We start from the raw sequence: 12,747 nt of genomic DNA, 5'->3' as shown, positions 1-12,747 counted from the left end.
GCCTGCGGGGTGCCCGCCCGGGTTAGGTACGGGTTTCGGCTTCGGCCGTTAGTCGTTTGTAGTCGACCTTGCCGTTCGCGGCGCGGCCGATCGTCTCGACCTGAAGCACGCGCTTGGGCGCTTTGAACGAGGCGAGCTTGGTCTTTACGTGGGCGATGATGTTGCCTTCGTCGAGCTCGGCACCGGGTGCGAGTTCGACCATCGCCACGATGGCCTGACCGAACTTCTCGTCGGGCACACCGACTGCGACCGCGTCGCGTACCGAGTCCGCCGTCTTCAACACCTCTTCGACCTCTTCGGGGAAGACCTTCTCGCCGCCGGTGTTGATGCACACCGACCCGCGGCCCAGCAGGGTGATGGTGCCGTCGGACTCGACCTGGGCGAAGTCCCCGGGCACCGAGTAGCGCTTGCCGTCCAGCATCAGGAAGGTGGCGTCGGACTTGGCCGGGTCCTTGTAGTAGCCGACGGGCTGGAAGCCGCCCACCGCCACCCGGCCGATCTGGCCGGAGCCGGGCACCACGTCGGAGCCGTCCTCGTCGACGACCCGGGTGTTCTCGCCCACGGTGAAGGTGGCGGTCTGGACCTCGGCGCCGGCGGCCGAGATCGACTGGCCCATGCCCACCGCCTCCGACGAGCTGAAGGCGTCGATGATCATGGCCCCCCGGGCGTGGGCCAGGAGCGCCTGCTTCACCGGCTCGGAGAACATCACCCCCGAGGAGGTGACGGCCAGCAGCGAGGTCAGCTCCCAGCGGCCGGGCTCGGCGTCCAGGGCCCGGGTGATGGGCTTGGCGAAGGCGTCGCCCACGATGGCGATGAGGTTCACGCCCTCGCGGTCGATGGTGTCGAGCAGCTCGGGCACGTCCAGGTTGCGGGCCTGGAGGGTGACCACGCAGCCCCCGCCGGAGAGGACGATGAGCTGGGTCATGCACCCGGTGCCGTGCATCAGCGGGCAGGCCGGGAGGCCGACCATGCCGGGGCCGTTGACGCGGGCCCGGACCGAGTCGAGGTCGGCCTCGCCCTGCTGCACGGTCCGGTCCACGGCCGCGCCGATGAGGTTGCGGAACAGGTCGTCCTGGCGCCACATCACGCCCTTGGGCATGCCGGTGGTGCCCCCGGTGTAGAGCATGTAGAGGTGGTCGCCGCTGCGGCCCCACGGTGCCACCACCCGCTCGGGGTGGGAGGTGGCGGCCTCCTCGTAGGGGGTGGCCCAGTCGGGGCAGGGCCCGGCCCCGTCGTCGACCCACAGCCACAGGCGGACCTTGCCCACCCGGTCGCGGATGCGCTCGATGGTGGGGACGAAGCTGCCGTGGAAGACCACGGCCACGGCATCGGCGTTGTCCCACAGGTAGACCAGCTCGTCGTCGGCGTAGCGGTAGTTGGTGTTGACGGGAGCCAGGCCGGCCTTCCAGATCCCGAACATCGACTCCAGGTACTCGGGGCAGTTGTAGAGGTACTGGGCCACCTTGTCCTGCTCGGCCACGCCCGCCCCCAGCAGGGCGTGGGCGACGCCGTTGGCCCGCTTGTCGAGCTGGCGCCAGGTCAGGCGGCGGTCCCCCTGGACCTGGGCGGGGGCGTCGGGGATCTCCTCGGCGATCGTCTCCCAGACCTCGGCGAAGTTCCAACCAGCGTGCGGCATGGCGCGGAGTGTAGGGAGTCCGGCCTGCGGCCGTGACCGGCCGGTCGAGGTGACAGGTACCGTGCGCGGCCATGGACTTCGAGCTCCCGGACGACGACGACCCCCGCCGCGCCGAGGTCCGGGCGTGGCTGGCCGCGCACCCCACGCCGTCGGGGGCCGAGCTGGCCGAGGCCGGCTACGTCGCCCCCCACTGGCCCCGCCCGTACGGCCGCGGCGCCGATCCCATCGAGCAGATCGTCATCGACGAGGAGCTGCGCCGGGCCCGGGTGAAGCGGCCCTCGAACCCCATCGGCATCGGCTGGGCCGGCCCCACCCTCCTCCACGCCGGCACCGCCGAGCAGCAGGCCCGCTGGCTGCCCCGCCTCCTCTCGGCCCAGGACGTGTGGTGCCAGCTCTTCAGCGAGCCGGGCGCCGGCAGCGACCTGGCCGCGCTCACCACCCGGGCCACCCGCGACGGCGACGAGTGGGTCATCGAGGGCCAGAAGGTGTGGACCTCCCTGGCCCAGCACGCCCGCTGGGGCATCCTCATCGCCCGCACCAACCCCGACCCCGACCTGCCCCGGCAGAAGGGGATCTCCTACTTCGTCTGCCCCATGGACGCCCCCGGGGTCGAGGTCCGCCCCCTCATCGAGATGACCGGGGCCCACACCTTCAACGAGGTGTTCCTGGACGGGGTCCGCCTGCCGGCCGACCACCTGGTGGGCGAGGTCGACCACGGCTGGGCCCTGGCCAAGGTGACGCTGGGCAACGAGCGGGTGTCGCTGTCGGCCGGCGGGGCCCTGTGGGGCATGGGGCCCATGGCCGATGACCTGCTGGCCGTGGTGCGCGACGCCGGTGGGGTCACCGATCCCCTCGTGCGCCAGCGCCTGGCCGCCCTGTGGATCGAGTCCGAGATCCTGCGGCTCATCCGCCTGCGCACCGTGACCGCGGCCATCAAGGGCGAGCAGCCCGGGCCCGAGGCCTCGATCCGCAAGGTGCTGGCCGACGAGCACGGCCAGCGCATGATGGCCGTGGCCAAGGACCTGACCGGTCCGGCGGGGATGCTGGCCCCCGGCGGGCCGATGGGCTCCACCGATCCCACCTGGGCCTTCGGCTACCTCTTCGCCCCCGCCCTCACCATCGGCGGTGGCACCGGGGACGTGCAGCGCAACATCCTGGGTGAACGGGTGCTGGGCCTGCCCGCCGACCCGCCCTGAGCCCGATGCCTCGGGGCGAGGCCCTCAGGCCCGGTGCAGGCGGGCCTGGAGGTGGCCGCCGAGGGGCAGGCCCACCGCGGCCATGGCGATCTCGTAGCTGAGGACGTCGCCCTCCACCCGGTAGGTGCGCTCGGTGGCGGTGACCTCCTTGGCCGAGGGCGTGCCGGCCACCACGTCGGAGGTGAGGGCCACCTCCAGGTCGCAACCGGTGGCCTCGCTGTCGACCAGACCGCTGCAGGCCTCGACGATGCCGGGCCCGGCCGCCACCACCAGCTCCACCCCGCCGTCGCCGGTCAGGCGCAGGAAGCCGCTCTCGGCGTGGAGGGCCCGCCCGTCGTCGGTGGCCCGGGTGGCCGACCGGTAGGCCAGCAGGGGCTTGCCCGGCACCGGCCGCACCTCGATCTCCTCGGTGTAGGTGATGTCGTCGATGGTCGGGTAGCGGCCGGCCCCGGCCCCCGACCACGTGCCGGCCAGGGCGGCCAGCGGGCCGTGCAGGGCCGGGTCGGGGGGCTCGGGTCGGGGGGCCGACGCCGCCGGCGCGGCGGAGGCGGCCGGTGCCGGCCGGGGGGCCTCGGGCGCCGTGTCCGACGGCTCGCCGGAGAGCAGGTGGGCCCAGCGGGCCTCGCGCTGGCCGGGGCGGCGGGGGAGCAGCCGGACCAGGGGGTCGCCCCAGCCGGCCAGGTCGGCCAGCACCTCCTCCACCGCCTCGGCGTCGGCGAAGGCGTGCATCCGCTCGGTGCGGGCCCGCAGCTCCATCGCCGTCTGGGGGCCTCGGAGCAGGAGCATGGCGACCACGGCCCTCGGCCCGTCGTCGAGGCCCAGGACCTCGTGGGCCACCTGGCGGTACTTGACGACCCGGCTCCCGTGGCTGGGCAGCACCCGCCGCACCAGCTTCCGAGCCTTGAGGGACTCGACGGCTTGCTCCACCTCGGCCTCGGACAGGTCCATCAGCGGGTCGCGGGACGTGGCCTGGTTGCAGGCGGTGAGGAGGGCCTTCATGGTCAGGGGGTAGGTGGCCGGGACGGTCCGCTCCTTCTCGAGCAGGCTCCCCAGCACCCGGGCCTCCGCCGGGTCCAGCACGATGTCCACGGCGCCAACCTACGGCCCGGGCCGCCCCGCGGGCTCAACTCCCCCGCGGCCCGGGCCGATGGTTCTCCATGGCCCCCCGCCGCCTCCTCACCCGCCTCGCTCTCGCCGCTGCCGCCACCCTCGTCGTCCTGCCCCTCACCGCCTGCGAGCCGCCGGCCTCGGTCACCTTCCAGGGCCGCGGCTGGGGCCACGGCCGGGGGATGAGCCAGTGGGGGGCGCTGGGCTACGCCGTCGACCACGGGTGGAGCGGGACCCGGATCCTCGACCACTACTACGGCGGCACCACCACCCGGACCGTCACCGCCACCGACCAGCGCGTGTACCTCACGGCCAGCAGGGGCCGGGAGCTGGTCGTCACCCAGTCGGCGGGCCGGCTCCGGGTCGACGGCTACGGGGCCGACGTCCGCGCCACCCGCGTCGCCCGCCTCTCGGCCGGGCGGTTCCGCGTCTGGCGGGGGACGGGCTGCAACGGCCCCTGGACCCTGGTCGGCGACCGCTCCGCCGGCGAGGTGGTGGTCCGCTCGTCGATCGCCCAGGGCGACGACCCGACCCGCATGCTCCAGCACTGCACCGGCAGCGGCACCCGCTACTACCGGGGCGAGCTGCGGGCGGTGGAGGCCCTGGGCACCGTCGTCACCGTGAACAAGGTGGCCACCGAGCTGATGCTGCGCTCCATCGTCCCCAAGGAGGTCTCCCCGTACTGGGCCGACCTGGGCGGGGGCCGGGGGGCGGCGGCGGTGCGAGCCCAGGCCGTGGCCGCCCGCTCCTACGCCGTGTCCGGTGACACCCGCTGGGGCTCGTGGGCCACCACCTGCGACAGCTCCCAGTGCCAGGTCTACGGCGGCTACGGCACCCGCACCGCCTCGGGCTCGACCATCACCAAGGTCGAGGACCCCCGCACCACCACCGCGGTGGCGGCCACCGCCAACCAGGTCCGCCGGAGGGCCGACGGGCGGGTGGCCCGCACCGAGTTCGGCTCGTCCAGCGGGGGGTGGACGGCGGGCGGCGACTTCCCCGCCGTGCGCGACGAGGGCGACGACTACGCCGGCAACGCCAACCACGCCTGGAGCGTCACCCTCGGCCGGGCCACCATCGAGGCCGCCTACGACCGCCACCAGGGCCGCGACCTGGGGACGTTCCAGAGCTTCGACTCCTACGCCCGCAACGGGCTGGGGGAGCTGGGCGGGCGGGTGACCCGGGTGCGGGCCCGCTTCTCGGGCGGCGACGTGACCCTCACCGGCGAGCAGGTCCGCAGCGTGCTCGGCCTCAAGTCCAACTGGTTCGCCACCGCCTGAGCCGCCACGGGCCGAACCGGGGCCGGGCGCGACGAGGGGCCCGGACCCAGGGGGAGGGTGGTCCGGGCCCCTCGGGGCGACCGATGAGGTCGCCGGCGCTCCGACGCCCGGGGGGAGCGGGCGCGGAGACGAGCGGTGCGAGCGTCAGGCGGCGCGGCCGACGGCCGAGCGGACCTGCTGGCGGGCGTCACGGGCGGCGCCGCGGGCCTGCTGCACGATGTCGCGGGCCTGCTCGGGGAGCTTGGCCTCGATGTCGTCGAGGACGGACTCGAAGCGCCCCTCCAGGGTGTCGACGCGCTCCTCGACCAGCTTGACCCGGTCGTCGACCGAGCCGGCCAGGGACTCGACCCGGGTCCGCAGGTCGGACAGGGCCTCCTCGGCGGTGGTGCCCAGCTTGTCGAGCTGGCCCTTGGCCTCGCCGACCTGGCCCTGCAGGGACTTGGTCAGCTCCACCCGCTGGACCTGGGCCTTCTGGAAGCCGATGACGCCGAGGCCGACGCCCACGTAGAAGGCGTCCTTGGCCGCTCGGGCCACGTCGTCGGTGGTGATCTGGGGCATTGGGGCGCTCCTGGAGGTCGTTCGGTCTGCTCGCAACCGTACCTATGTCGTTAAACAGTTGCAAGCAGAACGGCCCGAGATCCGGTGTGAAACCGGTCTCGTCACCGCTCCGGCCTGGGTCCCGACGGCGGCCGGGGTGCCCGAGGAGCCGAGGGCCAGCCGGTAGGTTGGACCAGCCGTGACCGACGCCCGCCCTCCCGCCGACGAGTCCCGCGCCGCCGCTCCCGCGGTCGTGGCCGTGGTGGTGACCCACGACCCCGGACCCTGGTTCGACGAGGCGCTGCGCAGCCTGGCCGCCCAGACCTACCAGCCCCTCTCGGTCCTGGTGGTCGACGCCGGCAGCGCCGAGGACCCCTCGCCGCGGGTGGCCGCCGTCCTGCCCGACGCCCGCATCACCCGGGTCGAGGGCAACCCCGGCTTCGGGGCCGCGGCCAACGTCGTCCTCGACGTGGTCGAGGGGGCGGCCTTCCACCTCCTCTGCCACGACGACGTGGCCCTGGCCCCCGACGCGGTGCGCACCCTGGTCGAGGAGGCGTTCCGGACCAACGCCGGGGTCCTCGGGCCCAAGCTGCTCGACTGGCACGACCCCCGCCGGATCCGCTCCGTGGGCGCGGCGGTGGACAAGACCGGCGTCCCCGCCCCGGCCGCCGAGCCCGACGAGCTCGACCAGGAGCAGCACGACGCCGTGCGCGACGTCTTCCACGTGGCCGGCGGGGCCACCCTGGTGCGGGCCGACCTGTTCGCAACCCTGGGCGGCTACGACCCCGGCATCGACTTCCACGGCGACGACGTGGACCTGTGCTGGCGGGCCCACGTGGCCGGGGCCCGGGTGGTGGTGGTGCCGGCGGCGACGGCCCGCCACCTGGAGGCCCTGGGCGAGCGCCGCCCCGTCGACGACCGCCGCCGCCTGCAGAACCGCCACCGGGTCCGGTCCCTGCTGTCGTGCTACTCCCGCGTCCACCTCCTGCGGGTCGTGCCCCAGGCCCTGCTCCTCACCACCATCGAGGCCCTGGTGGCCCTGCTCGGCGGGCGGCCCCGCCACAGCCGCGACCTGGTCGGGGCGTGGACGTGGAACCTGCGGCACCTGGGGGCCATCGCCCGCCGGCGCCGGCGGGCGGCCCGCACCCGCACGGTGCGCGACGCCGAGGTGCGCGAGCTGCAGGTGCGGGGCAGCGCCCGCTTCACCGCCTTCCTCCGCGGCCAGGTGGGCCCGGCCGATGACCGCCTGGCCGCCCTGGCCGCCACCGGGCGGGACCTCAGCTCCGCCCTGCGGGCCCCCCTCACCCGGGTGACCCTGGCCGCGGCGGCGGCCACGGTGGCCCTGATGGCCCTGGGGGCCCGCAACCTGCTGGTGCCGGACCTGCCGGCCGTGGGCGACCTGTCCGCCTTCCCGGGCTCGGCCGTCGAGCTGCTCCGGGCCCACGTCAGCGGCTGGCGGGCCACCGGCGGCGGTGGCCCCGGGCCCCCGCCCACGGGCCAGGGGCTCCTGGGCCTGGCCGGCCTGGTGGCCGGGGGATCGACCGAGCTGGCCCGCAAGGTCCTCGTCCTGGCCCTGCTCCCGGCCGGGCCGGTGGGCATCTGGCGCCTGACCCGGCCCATCGGCTCGGTTCGCGCCGCGGCGGCCGCCGTCGTCGTCTACGCCGCCGTGCCCCTGCCCTACAACGCCCTGGCCTCGGGCTCGTGGTCGGGCCTGGTGGCCTACGCGATCGTGCCCTGGTTGCTGCTGGGTCTGGCCCGGGCCACCGGCCTGGCCCCCTTCGGACGCCGCGACCTGTCCGAGGACGCCCCGGTGGGCCCCGGCGGTCCCGCCACCGCCGTGCCGGGCCTGGCCCTGGGCATCGGCTTGGCCGCCGCCCTGGGCGCCGTCGTGGCCCCGGCCATCGTGGCCCTGGTGGTGCTCATGGCCGCCGGCCTGGCCGTGGGGTCCCTGGTGGCCGGCCGGACCGAGGGCCTGGGCCGGCTGGTGGTGGCGACCGCCGGGGGCGTCGTGGTCGCCGTCGCCCTCCACCTGCCGTGGAGCGCCTCGCTGCTCCTCGACGGCGGCGGCTGGGACGCCGTGGTCGGGGCCCGGGACGGCACCGGCCGCACCCTGGGCGAGCTGCTCCGCTTCCAGACCGGCCCCTACGGCGGCACCCCGCTGGCCTGGGCCTTCCTGGTCGCCGCGGCCCTGCCCCTGGTGCTGGGCCGGGGCTGGCGCCTGGCCTGGGCGGTGCGGGCCTGGTTCGTGGCCCTGGCCGGCTGGGGGGTGCTGGTGGCCGCCGAGGAGGGCCACCTGCCGTTCGGCCTCCCCGCCCCCGAGGTGGTGCTGGTGCCGGCGGCCGCGGCGCTGGCCCTGGCCGCGGCCCTGGGCATGGCCGCCTTCGAGGTCGACCTGCGCCACTACCGCTTCGGCTGGCGCCAGGGCGCATCGATCCTGGCCGCGCTGGCCGTGGTGGCCGGGGCCACCTCCATGGTCCCCGGCGTCCTCGACGGCCGCTGGGACCTGCCCGGCGGCGACCTCGACCGGACCCTGCAGCCCGTGCTGGTGGCCGACGAGAACCCCGACGCCCGGATCCTGTGGCTGGGGGAGCGGACCGTGTTGCCCCTCGGGGCCCACCACTACGACGAGGGCGTGGCCCTGGCCACCAGCGACGGGGTGCCGGACGTGGCCTCTCGGTGGGCCGGTCCCCGCCACGCCAGCACGGAGCGCCTGGCCGACGAGCTGGACCTGGCCGTCAGCCGGCGGACGGTGCGCCTCGGGCGCCTGCTCAGCACCGAGGGGGTGCGCTACGTGGTCATCCCCACCCGGACCGTGCCCGCGGCCTACGGGGGCGAAGCCCACCCGCCGCCGGCCTGGCTGGCCGACACCCTCGCCTCGCAGCTCGACCTGGAGCGGGTCGACACCGAGGAGGCGCTGATCGTCTACCGCAACACGGCGTGGACGGGCATGGCCTCCACCGTGCCGGCCGGGACCGAGCTGCCGTCCACGCCGGCCGTTGCCGCCTCCCCGTCGGCGCCGGCCCGGGGGCGCTCGGTGGTGACCTCGGCCGACGGCCCCGACCGCTACCGGGTCGCCGCCCGGGGCAACGGCGACGTGGTGGCCGCCGTGCCCGCCGACGGCTGGCAGCTCGAGGTGGACGGCACCGAGGCCGCCGCCGGCGAGCCGGCCTACGGCTGGGCCGCCCGCTACGACGACCCGGGCGCCGGCCGGGGCACCTTGCGCTACGACACCTCCCCCGCCAGCCTGGCCGCGGTGGTGGCCCAGCCCCTGCTGTGGATCGTGGCCCTGCTGGTGCGGGGCCGCCTGCACCGCCGGGCCCGGGGTGACGGCGCCCGCCGCCGCTTCCTCCGCCGGCTCCGGACCGGCCCGGAGACCACCGACCCCGAGGGGACCGACGGCGCCACCGTCCCCGACCCGGTGGAGGCGGCCGCCACCGCGGTGGCCGACCTGGCCGCCCGGGCCGAGCGGTCCGCCGCCCCCGACGGCGACCCCGGCCCCGAGGCCCGCCGCGCCGCCGGTCGTCGGGCCGGCCGGCGCAAGACGGTGCGGGGCCCGGCACCGGAGGACCCGGCGTGAGCCGGCGCTGGCCCGCCCTGGTGCTGGTGGTCGCCCTGCTGGTGGGAGGCCTGCTCCTGACCGGTGACGGCGGGGAGGACGACGCCGGCCGCCCCACCGACCCCGCCACCCTGCTGCCGGTGGCCGCCCCGGCCGACGCCCTGGGCTCGGTGTGGTTCTGCGCCGGGCAGACGGCGGGCGACGGCACCATGGCCGACGGCACGGTGGTGGTGGCCAACGTCGGCGACGCGTCGGCCGTGGGCCGCATCGAAGTGGTCAGCGAGGCCGGCACCCGGGCCGGGCGGGCCCTGGAGGTCCCGGCCCGGACCACCCGCCGGGTCCGGGTGGCCGACGTCCTGGAGGCCGAGTGGGCCTCGGCCCGGGTCGAGGTCGACGGCGGCACCGTGGTGGTCGAGCACGAGGTGGTCGGGCCCCGGGGCCGCGACGTGGCCGCCTGCCAGACCACGGCGTCGGAGCGGGCCTACCTCCCCTCGGGGGCCACCACCCGCGACGCCACGATGCGCCTGGCCATCTACAACCCGTACCCCGACGCGGCCACCGTCGACCTGGCCTTCGCCACCACCGATGCCCGGCGCCGCACCCCCTCGGACTTCCAGGGCCTGCCGGTGGCCGCCCAGTCGATGATCGTGGTCGACGTCACCCCGGTGGTCACCGTGGTGCCGGTGGCCGCAGCCACCGTCACCACCCGCCGGGGCCGGGTGGTGGTCGAGCGCATCCAGACCTACGACGGCGAGGGGGCCAGCACCACCGAGGAGGAGGCCGACGCCGAGGCCTACCGCCCCGACGGACTGGCCCTCACCCCGGCGGTGAGCGACCCCCGCCCGGTGTGGTCCTTCCCCGCCGGGGTCCGCTCCGCCGTGGCCCACGAGCGGGTGGTGGTGTTCAACCCGGGGGACGAGGAGGCCGAGGTCGAGGTGGAGGTGGCCCTGGAGGACCCGGCCCGGAACGGCACCGTGGGCCCCTTCCCCCTGACCGTGCCGGCCGGGGAGTTCGCCTCCCTCGCCCTGGACGAGGCCGGGTCGGTGCCCGAGGGCCTGACCCACTCGCTGGTGGTCCGCTCCGTCGACGGCGTGCCGGTGGTGGCCGAGCGGTGGATCGACGCGGCCGGCGAGGAGGCCTCCTACGTCGGGGTGGCCACCAGCACCGGGTCGCCGGTGGCCGCGCCGCGGTGGGCCTTCGCCTCCGGGCGGCGGGCAGCCGACGAGGAGCGGGGCCGGGTGGTGGTCACCAACCCGGGCGACGCCGAGGTGACGGTGGCCGTGACCGCGGTGGGCGACGGCCAGGAGGTCCCCGTGCCCGGGGGGCGGGTCACCCTGGCCCCCGGCGCCCGCCACGAGGTGGAGCTGGACGACCTGGAGGGCGCCCGCCTCTCGCTGGTGGTCGAGGCCAGCGGCCCGGTGGTGGCCGAGCGGCGCCTCATGGCCCAGGGGGCGGCCGGCGCCGACGACGAGGAGGGCGAGCAGGGCCGGGGCGCCTCGGTGGCCGTCGGCATCCCGCTCCCCCCCGGCCTGCGCCCCCTCCGCTAGCCGGGCCGGCCCGCGCCCGGCGCCCCGTCGTCGGCTCGGGCCCGGGCGTGGCAACCTGCCCGGGTGGAACGCCTGCTCGTCGTGGTGGTGCTGGCCGCGGTGGCGGTCGGGGTGGCGGCCCTGATCCGGGCCCGCACCCGCTCCGACGCCCCCACCAGGCCGGCCTGGGCCGTCCCCGACCACCTCGACCGGCGGGAGTTCGCCCGGCCCGAGGCCCCGTGGCTGGTGGCGGTGTTCAGCTCGGCCACCTGCCTGGCCTGCCGGGCCACGTGGGACAAGGCCCGGGCCCTGGAGAGCGACAGCGTGGCCGTGCAGGAGCTGGAGGCGGTGGCCGACGCCGACCTGCACGCCCGCTACGGCGTCGACGCCGTCCCCCTGGTGGTGGTGGCCGGGCCCGACGGCACGGTCAGGGCCAGCTTCCTGGGCGAGCCGCCCACCTCGGAGCTGTGGGCCGCGGTGGCCAGTGCCCGCGACGCCGACGGCGGGGGCGCCGCGGGCTGACCGGGCCCGCCGTCAGTCGACGGGGGTGGACTCCCGGGGCGCCGGGGCGTCCTCCCGGCCCATGCGCACCAGGCGCTCGACGGTGGCCCCGTCGACGGTCTCGTGCTCGAGCAGGGAGCGGGCCACCATGTTCAGGCCGGCCCGGTTCTCGGTGAGGACGGTGCGGCAGCGCTCCTCGGCCTCCCGCAGGATGCGCTCGACCTCCTGGTCGATCACCCCGGCGGTGCTGGCGCTGAAGCTGTCGCGGGAGCCCATGAGGTCCTCGCCCAGGAACACCTGGCCGTGGCTGCCCCACGCCTGGGGGCCGACCTTGGGGCTCATGCCCCACTCGGTGACCATCCGCCGGGCCCGGTTGGTGCTGACCTCCAGGTCGTTGCCGGCCCCGGTGGTCATCACCCCGAACACCAGCTGCTCGGCCACCCGGCCGCCCATGGCCACCACGATGGAGTCCTCCAGGTAGTGCTGGCTGTAGCTGTGGCGGTCCTCCACCGGGAGCTGCTGGGTGACGCCCAGGGCCATGCCGATGGGGAGGATGGTGACCTTGTGCAGCGGGTCGGCGTGCTCGAGCACCACGGCGCACACGGCGTGGCCGGCCTCGTGGTAGGCGGTGAGCTCCTTCTCGGCGTCGGACAGGGCCATCGACTCCCGCCGGGCCCCCATAAGCACCCGGTCGCGGGCGTACTCGAAGTCCTCGTTGCCGATCTCCTGGCGGCCCTGGCGCACGGCGTGCAGGGCGGCCTCGTTGACCAGGTTGGACAGCTCGGCCCCGCTCATGCCCGGCGTGCCCCGGGAGATCACGTTGAAGTCGAGGTCGGGCGACAACCGCTTGCCCTTGGTGTGGACCCGCAGGATGGCCAGGCGCTCGATCTGCTCGGGCAGGGGCACCACCACCTGGCGGTCGAACCGCCCGGGGCGCAGCAGGGCGGGGTCGAGGATGTCGGGCCGGTTGGTGGCCGCCATCATCACGATGCCCTCGGTGGCCTCGAAGCCGTCCATCTCGGAGAGCATCTGGTTGAGCGTCTGCTCCCGCTCGTCGTGGCCGCCGCCGAGGCCGGCGCCCCGCTTGCGGCCGATCGAGTCGATCTCGTCCACGAAGATGATCGCTCGGCCCAGCTTGCGGGCGCTCTGGAAGAGGTCGCGCACCCGGCTGGCGCCGACGCCGACGAACATCTCCATGAAATCCGAGCCGGTGACCGACACGAACGGCACGCCGGCCTCGCCGGCGACCGCGCGGGCGATCAGCGTCTTGCCGGTGCCGGGCGGGCCGACGAGCAGGACGCCCTTGGGGATGCTGCCGCCGAGGCGCTGGTACTTCTCGGGGTTCTTGAGGAAATCAACGATCTCCTCGAGCTCGAACTTGGCCTCTTCGATGCCGGCGACGTCGGCGAAG

9 protein-coding genes are annotated in these 12,747 nt (G+C 75.9%); 5 read left to right on the top strand and 4 right to left on the bottom strand.

The window, feature by feature from the left end:
* Positions 1 to 22 precede the first annotated feature (22 nt).
* Complete coding sequence (locus VEW93_02970; protein HYI60748.1) at positions 23 to 1,636, bottom strand: acyl-CoA synthetase; 1,614 nt, start codon at positions 1,634 to 1,636, stop codon at positions 23 to 25.
* Positions 1,637 to 1,707: 71 nt separating this feature from the next.
* On the opposite strand from VEW93_02970, the gene VEW93_02965 reads away from it, so the two are divergent.
* On the top strand, positions 1,708 to 2,832 hold the full coding sequence (locus tag VEW93_02965; GenBank protein HYI60747.1) for an acyl-CoA dehydrogenase family protein: 1,125 nt from the start codon (positions 1,708 to 1,710) through the stop codon (positions 2,830 to 2,832).
* 24 nt (positions 2,833 to 2,856) lie between these two features.
* Here the strand turns inward: VEW93_02965 and VEW93_02960 are convergent, their stop codons facing one another.
* Complete coding sequence (locus VEW93_02960; GenBank protein ID HYI60746.1) at positions 2,857 to 3,921, bottom strand: DUF480 domain-containing protein; 1,065 nt, start codon at positions 3,919 to 3,921, stop codon at positions 2,857 to 2,859.
* Between the two features lie 68 nt (positions 3,922 to 3,989).
* Here VEW93_02960 and VEW93_02955 point away from each other — a divergent pair, with 68 nt between their 5' ends.
* Positions 3,990 to 5,216, top strand: coding sequence for a SpoIID/LytB domain-containing protein (locus tag VEW93_02955; protein ID HYI60745.1), 1,227 nt, complete (start codon positions 3,990 to 3,992; stop codon positions 5,214 to 5,216).
* Between the two features lie 144 nt (positions 5,217 to 5,360).
* Here the strand turns inward: VEW93_02955 and VEW93_02950 are convergent, their stop codons facing one another.
* Positions 5,361 to 5,774, bottom strand: coding sequence for a hypothetical protein (locus VEW93_02950; protein ID HYI60744.1), 414 nt, complete (start codon positions 5,772 to 5,774; stop codon positions 5,361 to 5,363).
* Positions 5,775 to 5,952: 178 nt separating this feature from the next.
* Between VEW93_02950 and VEW93_02945 the strand changes: the two genes are divergently transcribed.
* The 3 genes from VEW93_02945 (at position 5,953) to VEW93_02935 (ending at position 11,357) form a co-directional block, all read left to right on the top strand.
* Complete coding sequence (locus VEW93_02945; protein ID HYI60743.1) at positions 5,953 to 9,330, top strand: glycosyltransferase family 2 protein; 3,378 nt, start codon at positions 5,953 to 5,955, stop codon at positions 9,328 to 9,330.
* Positions 9,327 to 10,856 carry a DUF5719 family protein gene (locus VEW93_02940; GenBank protein HYI60742.1) on the top strand — a complete coding sequence of 510 codons (1,530 nt, stop codon included), beginning with the start codon at positions 9,327 to 9,329 and terminating at the stop codon, positions 10,854 to 10,856. The genes VEW93_02945 and VEW93_02940 overlap by 4 nt, the downstream gene beginning before the upstream one ends.
* Positions 10,857 to 10,919: 63 nt before the next feature.
* Positions 10,920 to 11,357, top strand: coding sequence for a hypothetical protein (locus VEW93_02935; GenBank protein HYI60741.1), 438 nt, complete (start codon positions 10,920 to 10,922; stop codon positions 11,355 to 11,357).
* Positions 11,358 to 11,369: 12 nt separating this feature from the next.
* Here VEW93_02935 and ftsH read toward each other — a convergent pair.
* Positions 11,370 to 12,747: ATP-dependent zinc metalloprotease FtsH (ftsH, locus tag VEW93_02930; GenBank protein HYI60740.1), on the bottom strand; the 1,378-nt coding region annotated here is incomplete at its 5' end.

Source organism: Acidimicrobiales bacterium, assembly GCA_035630295.1.
Taxonomy (GTDB): Bacteria; Actinomycetota; Acidimicrobiia; order Acidimicrobiales; family Iamiaceae; genus Iamia.
The sequence above is the reverse complement of the archived record's forward strand: the minus strand, read 5'-3'. Positions and strand labels throughout refer to the sequence as shown.